Below are 17,298 nucleotides of genomic sequence, written 5' to 3'. Positions count from 1 at the left end.
TCCAGCTGCAGCGGCTAGCCAGTTTTCCTCCTGAATAGGCTACTTGAGTATCTTGTAACAAACATTGCGACAGCAATGATTGTTACAGCTCGGGGTCTCAAGCCGTGCCTCTCCGGAGGTCAGGACCTCCTGCGCGGCCTTATCTTTTGCTGGTCGGGGCTGGTCAAGCCGCTTTTCGCTTTTCTACTGTCTAGCTCCAGCGGCTAGGGGCTCGGGGTCATAAGTCAAATCTCTCCGGAAGGCAGGCCTTCCTGCGCGATTCGTCTTATGCCCGTTGCCCCTGAACAGCCGCTTCCGCTTTTCTTTCTATATCTCAAGGATGCTGCGAATTTGTTTTTTTACATTTTTTTTTGAAGACTCATCATAAAGGAAGTCGTGTGGAAAATAGAGTTTATGATCCGTCCGCCGTTTACCGGAAATCGCATCGACAATCGCCGATTCCCGGGAAAGCTCCCTAATATCACCATTTTTCATTAACAAATGGATAGGCAGGCGCTCCTCTTCCTCGCCAGGCCGGTAAAAATCATAGGGCAGGTCCGAGGATGAATCGACCACAAGGTAGTAATCCGGATCAATTCCGGCTTTCCTGAACAGCCCTGTCAATTCAGCCAGCTTCCGGTATTCCTTGGCCGGGTCAAACTCAGAAAATTTGAAGAGGTTACGGTTCACAAACCGTCTGCACAAATCACTCAAAATCGGATCGTCTTCTTCCTGCCAGGTTTGGAAATAGTAAAGGATAATCGATTCATCAAGCTTCAGATAATCGTCGAGCGTCATCGTCCCTTCAAAAATTGAATAAAAGTGAAGCGGCTCATTCCGGAAGGCATACCCATCTTCATGAAGATGCTTTGCGCGATGCAGGATTTTTGTCAGTATGACCTCTGCACCGCGCGAAACAGGATGAAAATACACTTGCCAGTACATTTGGTAACGGCTCATTATGTAATCTTCAATCGCATGCATGCCACTATGTTTAAACACGACTTGATCTTCCCGGGGCCTCATGACCCTCAATATGCGTTCCATATCAAAAAAACCATAGCTGACCCCTGTAAAATAGGCATCGCGCTGGAGATAATCCATCCTGTCAGCATCAATTTGGCTGGAAATAAGCGAGATAACCTGTTTTTTATCCGAGGTCTTCGCAATAATTTCAGCAACCTGCTTCGGAAAATCTCTCCCGACTCTGGATAAAACCCTGTTGACTTCTGTGTTGCCAAGGATAATCGAACGGGTGAATTCTTCATGGTCCAAATCAAAGACCTTTTCAAATGCATGCGAGAACGGGCCATGGCCTAAATCATGGAGCAGTGCTGCACAAAGGCTCAACAATCGGTCCTCGTCATTCCATTCAGGCCGGCCTTTAAACACATCATCTACAATTCTTCGAATAATCTCATAGACACCGAGGGAATGATTAAACCGGCTATGCTCCGCCCCGTGAAAGGTCAGGAATGTCGTACCGAGCTGTTTAATTCGCCTCAGCCGCTGAAACTCCCTTGTTCCTATCAAGTCCCAAATAACTTTGTCGCGGACATGGACGTAGCGATGGACGGGATCCTTAAAAACTTTTTCTTCATTTAGTTTTTCCGAGATTGCCATCTTTTTCCCCTGCCCCTCATAACTTGTCTCTATTATATCCCCATTTTGATTGTGAATCATCCCTCTTTCAGCATTTTCCAACAGCATTTTTCGACATAAATAATTTAAATCTTTTATAAACGTTCTACTTTCTAAGTAACTTTGCATAATAAAATTTTGTGACATAGTCGTTAATAGATGGTCTAAGTGACTTTGTATAGTAAATTTTTATGACAAAGTCACTAATAGAGGCTCTAAGTTACCTCGAATAGAGTTTTTATTTCGCTATTAATCATTTAAACCGATTTGTAGAAAAGAAAAATCACCCCAGCCTAAGCCAAGATGATTGTGATTAATTTTTTAGCTTTTTGCTAACCTTCTCCATTAACTCATCCTCTGTCAGTGCCGCAAGAGGCCTGTTGTTAACGAACGCAAATGTCTTTTTCCTGCCTGGTCCACAATAGGATTGGCATCCGATTTCTATTTTCGCTTCAGGATCGAGTTTTTTTAAGCGCGGGATGAGCGTTTTTAGATTGACTGCCTGACAGTCATCACATACGCGGAATTCGTTAGGCATTCCGGTTCAATCCTTTCGGTACTAATATTAAACCTCTATTTTACAAGATATTAATTCCATCTTGTGTGGCTGAAAGCAATATCGCCAATTACTAAAACCGCAAAGCCCTGAACGGCTTAATATGCGTATTTATCCTTTGGTATTTTACAGCTTATTGACTGCCTTTGCAAGTTGCCCTAGTTTCAGATTCTACTATCCTTTTAAACATTTCTGTATAAAACTTGAAAAACATGTCCATTATATTGCTAGGAACACAAAACTTAATTTTTGCTGGCACTTATCCGCCAGCACGGAGGCTGGTTTTTCAATGAATTCGGAAATGAAAACAGAAAAGGAGTGTTTTGAAATGAAAGTGCGCCAGGATGCCTGGACAGAAGAGGATGATTTATTGTTGGCAGAAACAGTGCTTCGCCATGTTCGGGAAGGAAGCACACAGCTTAATGCTTTCGAGGAGGTTGGTGATAAACTTGATCGAACATCGGCTGCATGCGGATTCAGATGGAATGCAGTCGTACGCCATACGTATGAAAAAGCGCTTCAGCTGGCAAAGAAACAACGAAAACAGCGTCAACGATTGCTTGGGAAGGACCAGGGCGGCAAAAAGAAACTTCTTTACACCCCACCTTTAGAAGTACCCGAAGAGTTAGTCGCGTCCGAAATGTCTATGGACACGTCTATGGAAACATCTATGGAACTGGATGTACAACCAGCTGCCATAGTGGATAGCTTTGATTTGGAAAAAATGGTTGAGGAACTGAATGGGAAGCCTGCTGAAAAAGCCCCCGCTAACAGATTTGCAGTTTCACAACCTGCAGCACCTTCCTTCCAAACAGGCTCAATGCTTCAGGCAGTACCGCAAGGGTTAACCATGCAAACGGTTATTTCCTTTTTGCAAAACTATGATAGTACAAACGTCCATGTTGAGGCATTAAAAAGCGAGAATGACAGATTGAAGCGGGAAATTGCCAATCTTCGCAAACAGAATGAAGAGATGGAAGCAAAAATTAATGATCTTGAGCAAAATACGGGTGTGATTCAGGAAGACTATGAAACACTTCTAAAAATAATGAACAAAGCACGAAAGCTAGTTCTCTTTAACGAAGAAGAAGAGCGGCCAGCTACAAAGTTTAAAATGGACCGGAATGGAAATCTTGAAAAGGTAGCGGAATGACTGCCTGATCATGATGTGAGTGTTGAAGCAGAAAAAGAAAAGCCGTAAATCGACTTCAGTCGTTTTACGGCTTTTCCAATAGGGCATTACGTTCCGCTATTCTCTCATAGTAGCCTGGCAAAAGGTCGAGCTCATGCGGTGTCAATTGTCCGGAATAGAGGTAACCGCTTCTTGCTTTCAGCTCAACAAGAAGCATAAGCATGACATCCTGGACTGTAAGCGGCTTTCCAAGCAACTCGGAAAGGCTTGCCATAACTTCAGGCCTTACAGTGGGGTATGTGAATTTTGTTATCTCTCCTTTTAAGGCAAGAGAATAAAATTCTTTTATTAACTCGGCTCTCCGTCCGCCACTGTCTTCGACACTTAGATAAATTTGAACTGCTACTCCTCTTCTAAGTCTTCTTTGGGAGATTCCTGCAAATTTTTTCCCGCCGATACTTAAGTCATAGCTGCCGGGGCAGTATGAACCGATGATTTCCCTGGCTTCAATGTTTTTTCCGCTCTCAGCGAACATCGAGCGAATAAGCTCCAACATCGCGTCATATCCCCTATTTATGTCTATCCCTTTTTCTTTTTCGGGTAAAATAAGTGAAATATTCAAGACTCCCTTATCGAGGACAACGGCAAGGCCTCCTGAATTCCTTACAATGGGCTTGAACCCTTCTGAACGAAGATAGTCAAGGCCCTCCGCAAGATAAGGCAGCTTGGTGTCCTGAATGCCCAGGACAACGGTATTGTCATGTACCCATGTTCGTGCTGTAGCTGGCGCGAGATGTGCGCCAACAGATGCACACAAGGTATCATCCATTGCAAAGGATTGAATAGCAGGCATAATCAGCCCTGTCGTGGATTGGTCAATTAGCCGCCACTGGTCCTGGCTCAGCAGCGACGGTGCACTTTCGATCATAATGGTGCCTCCAGTTCATATCTGTGCAGATATTATAGCATATTTAAAAAGAAGTCCATTGCGGTGGTTATCACCAATCAATTTCCTGCATTTGATTGTGGACTAGTAGTTTCCCATGAGATAAAATGTTTACCAAAGGAAACTTTTTAAGCCAAGCGCATATATTAATTTTACAATTGAGGCACACCTCAAAAAAAGTATCCTCTAACGAGGTTTGCCAATACTGTATAGAAGTGGTTTTATACTATGAAAGGGGAATAAATATGAGCGAAGAAATCCTTTTCGCCTTTGGGCTGACTTTGTTTGCAGGTCTCGCAACTGGCATAGGAAGCTTAATGGCGTTTTTTACCTCCACAACGAATACAAAGTTTCTCTCGGTGACGCTCGGATTTTCCGCAGGTGTCATGATATATGTATCGATGATTGAAATTTTTCAAAAAGCAAAAACGGCACTTGTTACAGCGCTGGGCGTGCAAGGAGGAAACTGGGCGACCGTTGGCGGTTTTTTCGGAGGAATCCTTTTGATTGCTCTAATTGACAAGTTTATTCCGAAACAAGGCAATCCACATGAATTGAAAAAGGTAGAGGATATGCAGCCCGGCTCGGCAGCCCAAGATGCCGCCCTGCTGAAAATGGGTACGTTTACCGCACTGGCGATTGGCATTCATAATTTTCCTGAAGGAATTGCAACCTTTACCTCTGCAATCGAGAACCCGGCTCTTGGCGTAGCCATCGCGATTGCAATTGCCATACACAATATTCCGGAGGGAATTGCTGTGTCTGTACCGGTTTATTTTGCTACAGGCGACAAGAAAAAAGCGTTTAAGTTATCCTTCCTGTCGGGATTATCCGAACCCGTCGGAGCGTTGGTGGCCTATCTATTCCTGATGCCTTTTCTTAATGACGTCATGTTTGGAGTCATTTTTGCTGCAGTGGCGGGAATTATGGTGTTTATTTCTCTTGATGAGCTGTTGCCAGCAGCAAAAAGATATGATGAAACACACCTGCCCATCTATGGATTGATTGCCGGAATGGCTGTCATGGCGGTTAGCCTGCTTCTCTTTATATAACGAATGAAAAGCCCGGACCTGTAAAGGCCCGGGCGAATTTTTTTATAGCGGGTCTGCTTCCATCGACCAGGAAGCGTATCCCTTTTTATTGCCTTAGCGCCTGTGCAGCGGTGAGCAGCGCAAGGTTATACACATCATCTGTGTTGCAGCCGCGCGACAGGTCATTGACCGGACGGTTCAAGCCCTGGAGCAGTGGTCCAACAGCTTCAAAGCCGCCTAGCCTTTGGGCAATCTTGTATCCGATATTTCCAGCTTCCAGGCTTGGGAAGACGAAGACATTTGCATCACCTTGGAGGACAGAATCAGGTGCCTTGGCTGCTGCTACAGATGGGACAAACGCAGCATCAAACTGGAACTCTCCATCGACAATCAAGAGAGGATCGCGGCGCTTCGCTTCTTCTGCAGCTGCCATAACCTTCTCTGTTTCAGGAGATTTCGCGGAACCTTTTGTCGAGAAGCTCAGCATCGCGACGCGTGGCTCCATATCAAACATTCTCGCAGTACGGGCGCTCTCGATTGCAATTTCAGCAAGGTCGTTGCTGTCAGGTGCAATATTGATTGCGCAATCAGCAAATACATATTGTTCATCTCCGCGAACCATGAGGAACACACCTGAGGTTTTCGAAACGCCTTCTTTTGTCTTAATGATTTGCAGCGCTGGCCGTACCGTATCGGCAGTGGAGTGGGCTGCACCGCTAACAAGGCCGTCCGCTTTGTTTGCATAAACAAGCATAGTCCCAAAATAGTTTTCGTCCAGCAAAATCCTGCGGGCATCTTCCTCGGTGGCTTTGCCTTTCCTTCGCTCAACAAATGATGCAACAAGCTCGTCCATCATCAGGTAATTGGCAGGGTCATAGATTTCAGCTGCCTCAAGGGAAATATCAAACTGCCTTGCCTTTTCCTGAACTTGCTCAATATTGCCGATGAGAACAGGGGTCAGGATGCCTTCTGAAGCCAAACGTCCCGCGGCTCTTAAAATTCTCTCATCCAGACCCTCTGGGAAAACAATCTTCAGATTATGTCCGGAAAGCTTCTCTTTAATTCCTTCAAATAAATCGCTCACGCTGTTTCTTCCTCCTTTTTTACACATATTCAGGATACCCCAATGGTGTCAAAATTCAAGAAAAAGACCGCTTGTATATAAATGTCGGTTTTTTCAAAAAGTTTAGAAGTGCTGACCATGGTTTTCACCTAAGAACATGACTTTATTTTCATCTTTCTTTAGACAAAATATCCTTTTTGGCCAGGAATTAAACGGACAGCCGGCAATAGGGCATCGAATGGGGATTTTAGTAGAAACTATGATATAGTAAACGAGTATAAAGAGCAGAACGAATTGGGAGTGATTTGGATGAACGAAGCAGCAAAAACGTTGGATGGATGGTATTGTTTGCATGATTTTAGAGCGGTTGATTGGACGACCTGGAAAATGACACCTGCGGATGAACGCCAGGCCGCCATAGATGAATTTAGGGGCCTTATAGAAAAGTGGAATGCTACCCAGGAAAGCAAAGAAGGCAGCCACGCGCTTTATACGATTGTCGGCCAAAAAGCTGATTTCATGATGATGATCCTCCGCCCTACAATGGAAGAATTAAATGAAATTGAAACGGAGTTCAATAAATCGAAACTGGCTGAATATACAATTCCCTCACATTCCTATGTTTCGGTAGTGGAATTGAGCAATTATTTGAATGATGGCGAAAATCCATACGAAAACCCTCATGTGCGAGCAAGGCTGTATCCTACTTTGCCAAAGGCTAAATATGTTTGCTTCTACCCAATGGATAAGCGCCGCCAGGGCAATGACAACTGGTATATGCTTCCGATGGAGGAGCGCAAGAAACTGATGTACAGCCATGGCATGATTGGACGCCAATACGCTGGCAAGGTTAAACAAATCATTACAGGCTCCGTTGGCTTTGATGATTATGAATGGGGAGTAACATTGTTCTCTGACGATGTGCTTCAGTTTAAAAAGCTTGTATACGAAATGCGTTTTGATGAAGTCAGCGCCCGCTATGGCGAATTTGGCTCATTCTTTGTTGGCAATATCTTTGGAGAAGAGAAGGTTGAAAGCTTCTTTGCAATCTAATCCCCTTACCCCTGCCTTACTGCGGCAGGGGTTTTTGTTGTTTTCGGTTCGCCTCAATATCTATGAGCCAAATCACCTTCTATATAAGACTGATATGACCCAATTTAGTATCAAATGGGTAGTATAATAATTTTATGTAATTGATTCATTGGATCAAGTAGCTGGCACTATATTTTGATTTTTGCCTGGCAGTTTTGGCTTCGTTATAGGCCTTGCACACACAAAAAACGCCTCCATAGCGTCGGGAATGTGATTGAGAATTTAGACATTTTTTAGAAATTAGACAGACCACATCCCTACCCACTTTTGAGGAAACATCAGCAGCCTAGCTCGGTTTTCCAAATAAGTCATAAAACCCTGTCTCGCCTCATATGATTGAAACAGCGAGTCTTCAATTCCAACTGGGATATTCACGAACCAGGAATTGAATAATCGGCAATTATGGCAGCGGAGGCTGACCTAGTCGGCCGACCTCCAATGCGCAACTTATGAGGAGGGAATGAAAAATGTATCCGTACGGTAATTATAGTTCAGGCCAACAAGGTTTCCAGCCCTATTCAGGAACAGGAGGGGTGCCCGCCGGCCCCGACTACGCAAGGCAACAACCATCTTTCGGAGGCGGCCAACAAATGGGCGGCTTCGGCATGAGCCCTGGCGGCGGATTTCAGATGCCTTTTCAGCCAAGCGCACCAGTAGCGGGCCAACAACCCGGAATGCTCCCCTTGGAAGAATCCTATATTGAGAATATCCTCCGCCTGAACCGCGGGAAGCTGGCAACTGTTTACATGACATTTGAAGGGACTCGGGATGGCCAGCGAAGGCAGCAAGTTTTCAAAGGGATTATTGAAGCGGCTGGACGCGATCACATTATCCTCAGTGACCCTCAAACAGGGATGCGCTATCTTCTTTTGATGGTTTATCTTGATTATGTGACTTTCGATGAGGAAATCGAGTATGAATATCCGTTTGGAGCAGGTGGCGGTGGTTTCAGCGGCAGCGGCGGCCCCGGACATGGCCAAAGCACTCAACCGCCACGGTAAGGTAGGGATAAAAAAAATGAAAGGAGGATAGGCCGAAATGGCTATCCTCCTTCTCTTTTATAGATACTTCGTTGCGCCGATGACCATCAATACCCACGCTGCCAGGAAAGAAACTCCTCCGAGCGGAGTAATTGCACCAAGGATACTAATTTTAGTTAGTGTCAATACATAAAGGCTTCCGCTGAACAATATGATCCCGATTAGCATCAGCCAGCCAGCTGTGGTGAACAAAGAACCAGCAGGTACCTTCCCGAGCAGGATTCCAATTACTAAAAGCCCAGCAGCGTGGAACATTTGGTAGGTTACCCCTGTTTTCCAGGTTTCCAAATATTTCGGTTCCACCCGCCCCTCGAGCCCATGGGCCCCAAACGCCCCAAGAGCCACTGCCAGGAATGCATTAATGGCTCCGATGATGATGAATGTTTTCACGTTAAATCCCCCTAAAAGTCAAAAATTGAATCCCCGTTCGCTCCATCATCCACATCCAGCTTTTTCGGAGGAACTGTAACAGGTCCACCATTCTCCACTCGTATGGATGGGGTTGCCGGAATTGGGTTTACTGTCGTGAAATTCGTTCCCCCTTCAGCAAGGATGACTTCGCATAATGCTTTGATTGTATAAATTTTTTCACGAACTTCCGCCTCGGTAGAGCCTGATTTTGCCCGATTCAGTTCCTCGTCCATTTTCCTTAAAAGAGTGTGTATATGTATATTCAAAAAATCAGCTCCCTGTACCATTTTGCAATATCCCTATTGTACAGTATTCATGATGAATTCGCACATATGCCGGCAAACCACTGCCTTCATTCCGGCAGTGGTTTTTTTGGCTTTTCACTTTTATAGCGGCGGCAGTGCCCAGTCGATTTCATCATATCCAAGCTGCTTTAATAGCTCATTTGTTTTCGAAAAAGGCCTGCTTCCGAAAAATCCCCTTCTTGCCGATAATGGACTCGGATGTGCCGAGGTAATAATTTTGTGCTTATTCGTATCGATCAATGAAAGCTTGCTTTGAGCCGGTTTTCCCCAAAGGATGAACACCATCGGCTCTTCCCGTCCACTGAGCTTGGTGATCACCTGGTCAGTGAACCGTTCCCAACCCTTGCCGCGGTGGGAGTTGGCCTCTCCCTGCCTTACGGTCAGAACCGTGTTCAGCAGAAGTACCCCTTGTTCTGCCCAGCTAACAAGGTAGCCATGTTCAGGGGTTTCAATATCAAGATCGCTGCATAGCTCTTTAAAGATGTTTTTAAGAGATGGCGGCGGGTTGATTCCCGGCTTCACAGAAAAACTCAAACCATGTGCCTGTCCTGGCCCATGATAGGGATCCTGGCCGAGGATAACAACTTTTACATCATCATAATCAGTAAACATCAATGCATTGAAGATATCACGGTATTCCGGATATATGGTCTTTGTCTTGTACTCTTCTATTAAAAATTCCCGCAATGCTTGAAAGTAGTCTTTTTGAAATTCTTCTCCCAAAACTTCAGACCAGCTGCCAGGCAAGTTATTCTCGAGCATATTACCCCTCCTTCTCCTCTCTATTCCCCATTTTACTGCCATTCTATCATTCTTTTACAGATTGGGCTCTTTCAGCTTTTTACATGTTTACTGTTTTGCGGAGAGGTTAAATAAATGGTGTGAGGATAATTAAGTTTGATTAGAAGGAGGAACCAATTATGTATAAAGTAGAAGTAGTGGAAAATGGAGTCCAAGCCAAGGATAAGCTGTCCCTTTTGGCAACGGAAGGCTATAAGAAGGATGACATCTATTTATTTGCACATGATAAGGAGCGCGAGTCCGATCTCGCTAAGGCGACTGGAGTAGAAGAGGTCGGATTAATGGACCAGGGCTTAATCAATTCGGTAACAGGTGTATTTAAAAAGCGGGGCGATGAACTGCGCACCCAATTTCAGTCGCTTGGACTTTCCGAATCAGAGGCGGACCGTTATGAAAAAGTGCTGGACGAAGGCAGACTTGTCCTTGTAGCATGCAAGAAATAGGCAGGAACGAACCCCGGAGAAAGACTCTCCGGGGTTTTAAATGGAATAATGCGCATTCTTTTATTCCTATTACAGTTTATCCCTCACCCAACGGCTGACAGCGATAGGTATGTCTCGAGCCTGCGTTTTAGTAAAGCGCTGTATCATGGTGGGTTGTCACGGAATACTGAGTTTTAGGAAGCCGCAAAGTCATACCAGTCCTCCTAATTCCAGATACATCCCCATCTGTATAATACCCACTAGAAATTTTGCTTATCTTTTCTCCTTTGGACCCGTATTTTTCAATCACTTCATCAGGTTGCCCCTCAGGTAAAAAATACACCTCGATCGTATAATCCTTTTCCCGGTCAGGTCTATCCATTTTCAATGTAAAACTTCCATTCTTGTCAACCTCAGCATCAGCAGTTGCCGCAAGGTTATTCGTCTCCATATCCAAGAGTTTTCCGGTGACAATCGCTCCCTTTGGAAGATTTGATTTTCCCCAAACGGTGACGAATCGGGCTGTACCTCTGCTTTTGCCTTCAAACTTTACATTCTCATTAGTGACCGTTGCTGTAGTTTCTTTTATCGAATCCTTGATACCTTTTGCCATCTCCCTAACCGGCTCCAGCGTTAGTCCAATTAACAAGAGAACGACTACTCCCCCAACAATCCAGATATACTTTTTCATCCACTTTTCCCCCTTAACTAGCAGCCATCCAGCCAAATCAAATGAAACAGCCCCTATTATTTCTCTTTACCTCTTTAGTTTATAAACTTCCTTGTTATCAAAATGACATCCATAATTCCCTATTTCACCCCAGTGTTTAATGCCACATTTTCAATATTTATCCATAACTATGTGTTCCTATTTTACTTACTATTGATTACAAAATCGAAAATTTAGGAGGAAGAGAAAATCGCGTTCCTTCGATGTTTCTGAGTGAATTAGCGGATTTAATTGAAAAATGTCGAAAGACGAAAACACCATTTTTCAAATACAAAGGCCAACCCGGCATTTCCGGACTGGCCTTTGTGTTTACCCCGCATTAACGGGCTGTAAGACCCCCACCTCAAGGCCTTAGATGATTCGCAGAAGCGTAGGTGAGGGCAACAGCCCGTAAAAGCCCGATTGGTTCAACTTTCAATCAGTGGAAAATCGCCACTGATTGGAGTTTCACTTTACCCCATAATCTTTTGATAAATCGATTTTGCATGCGTCAAATCTTTCGTTCCGTGAATGAGAGCGCGGCCATCATTAAAGATGACCATCCGTTCTTTGCCAAGCTCAACCGAAATAAGATATGGATTTCCTTTGACCGTATAGCCCAGAGAGTCCAATTGGCCTGAGAGCTGTTGGAGTGACACTTCCCCTCGTACCGATGGACGAATTTGCACCGTGTCCCGGCCGCAAAGAACAGTGGTTTTTGTCATATTTTCCGTATCCAAATATGGATAAGTACAATGCTCCCCACAGGAAAGACAGCCTGGAAATTTTGCTTTTCCCATTTTCATCGATGTAAACTCATTGCGCCACATATCAAAGCTAACAAACGCTGTCCTGACCGCATCCCAATCCTCCACCAGTATTTTGAGGGTTTCGGCTGTCTGATGGGAAATGACCATCTGCACAGCCGGACCGATAATTCCGCCTGTATCACAAGTAAGGCCCTGAAGCGGGATGGCTCTGAGCAAACAATTCAGGCAAGGAGTCACACCAGGGATAATCGTAAAACTCATTCCATAGCTTCCGACACACGCTCCATAAATCCACGGAATTTTGTATTTCTGTGAAACATCATTGATCACCATACGCGTTTCAAAATTATCGGTTGCATCGATAAGGAGATCCGCACCCTCCACAAGCTCTTCAAGTAGCTCTGGGGTGGCATCTCCAACAATAGCCTCTATAACGACATCCGAGTTAATTGCCCTAAGCCTTCTTTCTGCGGCTGCGGCTTTTGGAAGTTTTTCTGCAACATCTTGCTCAATATAAAGTTGCTGCCGTTGCAGGTTGCTTGCTTCCACATAGTCACGGTCGATGATGGTCAATTTGCCAACCCCGGCCCTGGTCAAAACTTCAGCGTTACCTGAGCCAAGCGCTCCGGCTCCAACCATCAGCACATGCTTTGAACGGATTTTCTCCTGCCCTGCCTTGCCTATCCCAGGAAAAAGGATTTGCCTTGAATAGCGTTCTATCATCCTTATGTCCTCTTTTCTATGATTCGTTCCTTCTAATTCGGCAAACAAGGCTTCCCAGTAAGGAAGCCTTTGTAAAAATTCGTCTATAAACTCAGCCGCCGCTGACTGGAGGAATGAAGGCAATTACATCGCCTTCCTTGATGGTTTCCTCATTAGTCGAGAACTCTTCATTTATGGCTGCCATAACCGTATCCATTTTTGGCAGGCTGTACTTGTTTGCCAATTCCGATTTTAGCTCCCCGACTGTTTTTCCAACTGCATTGATTTCAATGGAATCAACCCCTGCGGTATCCCGCAAATGGGCAAAAAACATCACTTTATTCATTTAAATCATCCTCCTCTGGTCTGCCTGTTGGATAAGCGACTGTTTCCAGCTGATTGCCGACCCATTCCTCGCCATCCTCCCAATGCTCTTTCTTCCAGATTGGAACGATTTCCTTAATTCGTTCAATGGCATATCGATTTGCTTCATATGCATCTGGACGATGCGGAGTCGATACCGCAATCACCACGGCCACGTCTGTTATGTCCAGCCGCCCAACCCGGTGGGTGATCGCCACTTTCGATCCCTGCCAGCGCTCCTCGATTTCACGGCCGATTTGTTCCAGCTTTTTGACCGCCATTGCTTCATATGCTTCATATATTAAAAATAACGTTTTCTTGCCATGAGTGAGTTCACGGACCGTTCCGATAAACGTTGTAATCGCGCCCGCTTCGCGCTGGACCACCTTATCAATGACAGATTGGATATTGATAGGTTCCTTTGAGATTTCAAACATGTCTTACCCTCCATGCTTACACGAGGCGTTTTGCCTTTACGTGTTTGTTATGCTGCTTCCCCTTTACAAGCCAACCTTTGGGCCAACACCGGCCACAACTTCGTATCCGCCAATCTTGTTGACTTCTCTTCTGAAGTCTTCCGATTGAATGATGGAAAGCAGCATCCTGCCTTTTTCACTCTCGTAAAAATCCTTGGTCATAATCAAATCATACTCTTCATCTGCAAGCGGAATAAACGAAAGACCCATCGACTTCGCCGCAGGATAGATACCAAGTCCGACCGATTCCTGATCGCCCTTTACCTCTGCGGCCACACTGAGGTGGGAGAACATTTCCCTGCTGTAACCGGTTATGTGTTCCGGGGTAAGCCCCGCATCCTTCAGCAGCAGGTCGAATAGAATCCTGGTTCCGGCGCCTCTCTGCCTATTTACAAAATGGGCTTCGGTTCTGGCAATATCCTCTACCGTTTCAATCCCAAGCGGATTCCCTTCCGGAACAAACCAGCCTTGTTTCCTTTTTAAAAAAGGATAAAGTACAATGTCAATTCCCGCCAAAAGCTTTTTAACATAGGGCAGATTGTATTCCTTCGTTTCAGGGTCAAGCAAATGGATTCCAGCTACATGAGCTTCTCCCTTGCGGATGGCCATAAGGCCGGCCATGCTGCCGACATGGGAAGATATGACCTTCATATCGTTCCTCTTCCGTTTTAGTTGCGAGGATAAAAGATCGATTGTTAAATCGTGGCTGCCGGTAAACACAATGCTATTCTTTATCTCTTCGAGCGGCCTGAAAAGTTCAATTTCAGCCTCATCACCCTGTTCATAGCCCAGCACATCAGAAGGAACGACCAATAAACCATCTGCCCGTACATAGGACATCGTGACTCCTGCAGCGCGTGTAAGTGGATTGGCAACATACTGGCCGTTTACATAGCCAATATTCATCCTGATAAAATCTTCCTGGCCCATTGTCGAAACAATACGGCGGCCCAGCTTAACCGTGACTGTTTGCCGTTGCGGCACTGGGATTTGCAAGTATTTGCAAATAAGCGGCTGTACAAACCATTCTAGCGCCAAATAGGCGGATACCGGATAACCAGGCACCCCAACGACCGGTTTCCCATTGATTTGCCCAAGAATGACCGGCTTGCCGGGACGCGCCGCCACCCCATGTGTAAAGACTGTACCGATTTCCTCTATAATATGGACAGTAAAGTCTTTGGAACCGGCAGACGATCCCGCATTAATAACAACAATGTCCGCTATCTCGGCTGCTTTCAAAAGTGCTTCTCTTATTTTTTCGGGCTCGTCTTTTACAATGGGGAATAAATGAGGCATTCCGCCCCATTCCTTCACAAAATTAGAAAAAACGGTTCCGTTGAATTCAATGATTTTGCCTGGTTCAGGCTTGTCTTTCACATCAATCAGCTCATTGCCAGTCGGAATGATGGCAACAGAAGGCTTTTTTATGGCCTCAAATTCAGTGATTCTGGCTGCAAGGAGCGAGCCGAGGTCAGCAGGGCGCATTTTATGCCCTTGCGGAAAAATCATTTCTTCCTGAACGATATCCTCCCCAATTGGGCGGATATGCTGCCAGGGTGTCGCTGGTTCGATGATTTCAATTGTTTGCTCATCAATCACATTCACATTTTCAATCATAATAACGGCGTTGTACTGGGATGGTATGGCATTCCCTGTATCAACATACTCAAACTGCTCCCCATGAGTCAGTCTAAGCGGATTCTTTTCATGCGCACTGTAAGTTTCCGCGGCAAGAACGGCAATACCATCCATGGCCGATGCATGATAATGGGGCATGGATGTACTCGCATAGATTGGGTTGGCTGTGATTCTGCCAAGGCCCTCATCCACGCTTATTTTTTCCGTTTGAGACGGCAGGTCGAAAGCTGCCAGCAATTCTTCCCGTGCCACAGCCCTGGACTTGTCCTCCAGATAGATTTTCCGTTTATACCGCTTCTGGTCCATTTCCCGCTCCCCCCCTACCTTGATACAATGACCGGGACATATTCGCCCTGGGCGATGCCCTCTTTTTCGGAACTAACTTCTACAATTCCATCGCTTTTTACCAATGTAGTGATTAGCCCGGATTTTCCAATAATCGGGTCTGCCCACCATTCATTTTCCTGTTCAAACAGCCTTACACGAATATAGTCCGAGCGGCCGGGGCTCGATGGGATGTTCTTTGTGATTCGCGCATAAATTCTGTCTGCCCGTTTTTCAAGGGTTTCGCCTTGCAGCCTTTTTAATACCCTCTCCCCGAACAATCGAAAAATAATCATAGCAGATGCAGGATGGCCCGGCAGCCCAATGATGGGTTTCCCATCAGCCATTGCAAGAATTGTCGGCTTGCCTGGCTTTATGGATATGCCGTGGACATATACACCCGGACTTCCCAAAGACTGGATGACATCAGTTGTATAATCCTTTGCTCCTACAGAGCTTCCTCCTGAAAGAATAAGACAATCAACCTGTTCATACAGAATGCTTGCTCTTTTTTGGAATTCTTCATAGGTGTCCGGGACGATCCCTCCATATACTATTTCAATCCCCCATTCGCGGGCGAGGCCCGCAATCGTCAGAAAATTGATGTCGCGTATTTGTCCTAACTTCAGCTCGGCTGTTTCAAACGGGACAATTTCATCCCCGGAGGACAAGTATCCTGCCTTGATCCGCCTGTATACCGGAACCTCGATTATTCCTAGTGAAGCAAGGGCACCAATTTCCTGGGGCCGCAATCGGGTGCCTGCGTCAAGAAGAAGCTCACCCGCCGCTATATCCTCGCCTTTTCGAATAATATTTTCTCCCGGAGCTACTTGTTTATAGGTATTCAGCAGGCCGCCGATTTCCTCACAATGTTCAATCATGATTACACTGTCGCTGCCATTCGGAATCATTCCGCCGGTCGGAACGTATACAGCTTCTCCAAATCCGACTGGAATAGAAGCATATTTGCCCATTTCCACTTCCCCGGCCACAGTCAAAAACCCCGGCATTGATTCTGAAGAACCAAAAGTATCCGCCGCCCTAACTGCATAGCCATCTACAGTAGACCGGTCAAACCCCGGAACGTCTTCCCGAGCCTGTACCGGCTTGGCCAATACATATCCAAGCGCATCTTCCAGTCTCCGGTTTTCAATTTCCGCGATTCCACTGACTTTTTCATCAATCAACCTGAAGGTTTCCTCGACTGTTTTGACCTTGAAAAATTGCATAAGCCCGCTCCCATTCCCTTCCCGGCAGGTTTCACTTACAACCTGTTTTTATCTTTAACTGCTTTCCTGGCATATTCATATTCTTCCGGATGGTTCATATTGAAAAAAACCTTCTCCAGTGATATAGCGGAATATGTTTGAAGTTCTTTTTTATCTATATAAACAGCATCTATGTTCCTTAAAAGATCCTTAATCCGCAGCCTTCCTTCTTCAATGCAAGACTGTATTTCTTTTATTATACTCTTTTTGTATACAGCGAAAAGGGGATGGTGCGTCCCCCCGATCATCGGAACAATTGCATCGTGATTCCCAAGCCTTCTGATAAGGCTTTCTGCTAAATCCCCGGATACAAATGGCATATCGCATGCAACGACAAAACCCGTATCATAGCTTGAGGCCTTCAGCCCGGCATGGATACCGGCAAGGGGGCCCTTTCCTGGAAAATCATCAGCCACTGTCCGGACATTTAGAAATTCATATTGCCCCGGGTCGTTTGTTACGAGAATGATCTCATCGAAAATGCCGGCCAGCTCATCTCTGATTCTTTCAATATTCGGTTTCCCGCCAATATCCAGCAAGGCCTTATTGGTTCCCATCCTGCTGGACTTGCCCCCGGATAGAAGTATTGCTGTCGCTTTCATGTTTACCATCCTCTTCTCACAAAG

At 45.5% G+C, this 17,298-nt stretch carries 19 protein-coding genes; 5 read left to right on the top strand and 14 right to left on the bottom strand.

Annotation, left to right across the window (positions count from 1 at the left end; translation table 11 throughout):
• Positions 1-306: 306 nt before the first annotated feature.
• Together A8F94_RS22085 and A8F94_RS22080 are read right to left on the bottom strand one after the other, a co-directional pair.
• The gene (locus A8F94_RS22085; protein WP_066205786.1) at positions 307-1,602 is read right to left on the bottom strand and encodes an HD domain-containing protein; all 1,296 of its coding nucleotides are present in this window, start codon (positions 1,600-1,602) and stop codon (positions 307-309) included.
• Between the two features lie 331 nt (positions 1,603-1,933).
• Positions 1,934-2,158 (bottom strand): DUF1450 domain-containing protein, encoded by a 225-nt coding sequence (locus A8F94_RS22080; RefSeq protein WP_066205784.1) that lies wholly within the window; start codon positions 2,156-2,158, stop codon positions 1,934-1,936.
• Between the two features lie 346 nt (positions 2,159-2,504).
• On the opposite strand from A8F94_RS22080, the gene A8F94_RS22075 reads away from it, so the two are divergent.
• On the top strand, positions 2,505-3,329 hold the full coding sequence (locus tag A8F94_RS22075) for an RsfA family transcriptional regulator (RefSeq protein WP_066206121.1): 825 nt from the start codon (positions 2,505-2,507) through the stop codon (positions 3,327-3,329).
• A gap of 64 nt (positions 3,330-3,393) precedes the next feature.
• Here the strand turns inward: A8F94_RS22075 and A8F94_RS22070 are convergent, their stop codons facing one another.
• The gene (locus tag A8F94_RS22070; protein WP_302621324.1) at positions 3,394-4,233 is read right to left on the bottom strand and encodes a lipoate--protein ligase family protein; all 840 of its coding nucleotides are present in this window, start codon (positions 4,231-4,233) and stop codon (positions 3,394-3,396) included.
• A gap of 266 nt (positions 4,234-4,499) precedes the next feature.
• Between A8F94_RS22070 and zupT the strand changes: the two genes are divergently transcribed.
• Positions 4,500-5,306, top strand: coding sequence for a zinc transporter ZupT (zupT, locus tag A8F94_RS22065; RefSeq protein ID WP_066205780.1), 807 nt, complete (start codon positions 4,500-4,502; stop codon positions 5,304-5,306).
• Between the two features lie 85 nt (positions 5,307-5,391).
• On the opposite strand, the gene pta is transcribed toward zupT, so the two are convergent.
• Positions 5,392-6,369, bottom strand: coding sequence for a phosphate acetyltransferase (gene pta / locus A8F94_RS22060; RefSeq protein ID WP_066205778.1), 978 nt, complete (start codon positions 6,367-6,369; stop codon positions 5,392-5,394).
• A 288-nt stretch (positions 6,370-6,657) separates the two neighbouring features.
• Here pta and hemQ point away from each other — a divergent pair, with 288 nt between their 5' ends.
• Positions 6,658-7,401, top strand: coding sequence for a hydrogen peroxide-dependent heme synthase (gene hemQ, locus A8F94_RS22055; protein WP_066205776.1), 744 nt, complete (start codon positions 6,658-6,660; stop codon positions 7,399-7,401).
• A gap of 506 nt (positions 7,402-7,907) precedes the next feature.
• Positions 7,908-8,441 carry a spore coat protein GerQ gene (gene gerQ / locus A8F94_RS22050; RefSeq protein WP_254660928.1) on the top strand — a complete coding sequence of 178 codons (534 nt, stop codon included), beginning with the start codon at positions 7,908-7,910 and terminating at the stop codon, positions 8,439-8,441.
• Positions 8,442-8,498: 57 nt separating this feature from the next.
• Here the strand turns inward: gerQ and A8F94_RS22045 are convergent, their stop codons facing one another.
• The 3 genes from A8F94_RS22045 to A8F94_RS22035 form a co-directional block, all read right to left on the bottom strand.
• Positions 8,499-8,870, bottom strand: a complete 372-nt coding sequence (locus A8F94_RS22045; RefSeq protein ID WP_066205773.1) for a DUF423 domain-containing protein — start codon at positions 8,868-8,870, stop codon at positions 8,499-8,501.
• Positions 8,871-8,881: 11 nt separating this feature from the next.
• A complete protein-coding gene (locus A8F94_RS22040) occupies positions 8,882-9,157 on the bottom strand; it encodes a YwdI family protein (RefSeq protein WP_066205771.1) in 276 nt (91 codons plus the stop codon).
• A 120-nt stretch (positions 9,158-9,277) separates the two neighbouring features.
• Entirely contained in the window at positions 9,278-9,958 is a 681-nt protein-coding gene (locus A8F94_RS22035; RefSeq protein WP_066205770.1) for a uracil-DNA glycosylase, read from the bottom strand.
• Between the two features lie 158 nt (positions 9,959-10,116).
• On the opposite strand from A8F94_RS22035, the gene A8F94_RS22030 reads away from it, so the two are divergent.
• Positions 10,117-10,440 (top strand): general stress protein, encoded by a 324-nt coding sequence (locus tag A8F94_RS22030; protein WP_066205766.1) that lies wholly within the window; start codon positions 10,117-10,119, stop codon positions 10,438-10,440.
• Between the two features lie 127 nt (positions 10,441-10,567).
• Here the strand turns inward: A8F94_RS22030 and A8F94_RS22025 are convergent, their stop codons facing one another.
• The 7 genes from A8F94_RS22025 to mobA all read right to left on the bottom strand — a co-directional run bounded on the left by A8F94_RS22025 (position 10,568) and on the right by mobA (position 17,274).
• Positions 10,568-11,110: a hypothetical protein gene (locus A8F94_RS22025; protein ID WP_066205764.1), complete on the bottom strand. Its 543-nt coding sequence runs from the start codon at positions 11,108-11,110 to the stop codon at positions 10,568-10,570.
• 491 nt (positions 11,111-11,601) lie between these two features.
• Positions 11,602-12,621 (bottom strand): MoeB/ThiF family adenylyltransferase, encoded by a 1,020-nt coding sequence (locus A8F94_RS22020; protein WP_066206116.1) that lies wholly within the window; start codon positions 12,619-12,621, stop codon positions 11,602-11,604.
• Between the two features lie 91 nt (positions 12,622-12,712).
• The gene (gene moaD, locus A8F94_RS22015) at positions 12,713-12,946 is read right to left on the bottom strand and encodes a molybdopterin converting factor subunit 1 (protein ID WP_066205761.1); all 234 of its coding nucleotides are present in this window, start codon (positions 12,944-12,946) and stop codon (positions 12,713-12,715) included.
• On the bottom strand, positions 12,939-13,400 hold the full coding sequence (locus tag A8F94_RS22010) for a molybdenum cofactor biosynthesis protein MoaE (RefSeq protein ID WP_066205758.1): 462 nt from the start codon (positions 13,398-13,400) through the stop codon (positions 12,939-12,941). The genes moaD and A8F94_RS22010 overlap by 8 nt, the downstream gene beginning before the upstream one ends.
• Positions 13,401-13,463: 63 nt before the next feature.
• A complete protein-coding gene (locus A8F94_RS22005; RefSeq protein ID WP_066205755.1) occupies positions 13,464-15,386 on the bottom strand; it encodes a molybdopterin biosynthesis protein in 1,923 nt (640 codons plus the stop codon).
• Between the two features lie 14 nt (positions 15,387-15,400).
• Positions 15,401-16,633 carry a molybdopterin molybdotransferase MoeA gene (locus A8F94_RS22000; RefSeq protein ID WP_066205752.1) on the bottom strand — a complete coding sequence of 411 codons (1,233 nt, stop codon included), beginning with the start codon at positions 16,631-16,633 and terminating at the stop codon, positions 15,401-15,403.
• A 35-nt stretch (positions 16,634-16,668) separates the two neighbouring features.
• Positions 16,669-17,274: a molybdenum cofactor guanylyltransferase gene (gene mobA, locus A8F94_RS21995; protein WP_066205749.1), complete on the bottom strand. Its 606-nt coding sequence runs from the start codon at positions 17,272-17,274 to the stop codon at positions 16,669-16,671.
• Between the last annotated feature and the right edge of the window lie 24 nt (positions 17,275-17,298).

The organism is Bacillus sp. FJAT-27225, from assembly GCF_001685025.1.
Taxonomy (GTDB): domain Bacteria; phylum Bacillota; class Bacilli; order Bacillales; family Cytobacillaceae; genus Bacillus_D.
Note: the sequence above shows the minus strand (reverse complement) of the source record. Positions and strands in the feature narration are given on the sequence as shown.

Excerpts from the sequence above, each read along its gene's own strand:
- A8F94_RS22085 (WP_066205786.1), bottom strand. The coding sequence starts at position 1,602 with ATGGCAATCTCGGAAAAACTAAATGAAGAAAAAGTTTTTAAGGATCCC.
- A8F94_RS22080 (WP_066205784.1), bottom strand. The coding sequence starts at position 2,158 with ATGCCTAACGAATTCCGCGTATGTGATGACTGTCAGGCAGTCAATCTA.
- A8F94_RS22075 (WP_066206121.1), top strand. The coding sequence starts at position 2,505 with ATGAAAGTGCGCCAGGATGCCTGGACAGAAGAGGATGATTTATTGTTG.
- zupT (WP_066205780.1), top strand. The coding sequence starts at position 4,500 with ATGAGCGAAGAAATCCTTTTCGCCTTTGGGCTGACTTTGTTTGCAGGT.
- hemQ (WP_066205776.1), top strand. The coding sequence starts at position 6,658 with ATGAACGAAGCAGCAAAAACGTTGGATGGATGGTATTGTTTGCATGAT.
- gerQ (WP_254660928.1), top strand. The coding sequence starts at position 7,908 with ATGTATCCGTACGGTAATTATAGTTCAGGCCAACAAGGTTTCCAGCCC.
- A8F94_RS22035 (WP_066205770.1), bottom strand. The coding sequence starts at position 9,958 with ATGCTCGAGAATAACTTGCCTGGCAGCTGGTCTGAAGTTTTGGGAGAA.
- A8F94_RS22030 (WP_066205766.1), top strand. The coding sequence starts at position 10,117 with ATGTATAAAGTAGAAGTAGTGGAAAATGGAGTCCAAGCCAAGGATAAG.
- A8F94_RS22025 (WP_066205764.1), bottom strand. The coding sequence starts at position 11,110 with ATGAAAAAGTATATCTGGATTGTTGGGGGAGTAGTCGTTCTCTTGTTA.
- A8F94_RS22020 (WP_066206116.1), bottom strand. The coding sequence starts at position 12,621 with ATGATAGAACGCTATTCAAGGCAAATCCTTTTTCCTGGGATAGGCAAG.
- moaD (WP_066205761.1), bottom strand. The coding sequence starts at position 12,946 with ATGAATAAAGTGATGTTTTTTGCCCATTTGCGGGATACCGCAGGGGTT.
- A8F94_RS22010 (WP_066205758.1), bottom strand. The coding sequence starts at position 13,400 with ATGTTTGAAATCTCAAAGGAACCTATCAATATCCAATCTGTCATTGAT.
- A8F94_RS22005 (WP_066205755.1), bottom strand. The coding sequence starts at position 15,386 with ATGGACCAGAAGCGGTATAAACGGAAAATCTATCTGGAGGACAAGTCC.
- A8F94_RS22000 (WP_066205752.1), bottom strand. The coding sequence starts at position 16,633 with ATGCAATTTTTCAAGGTCAAAACAGTCGAGGAAACCTTCAGGTTGATT.
- mobA (WP_066205749.1), bottom strand. The coding sequence starts at position 17,274 with ATGAAAGCGACAGCAATACTTCTATCCGGGGGCAAGTCCAGCAGGATG.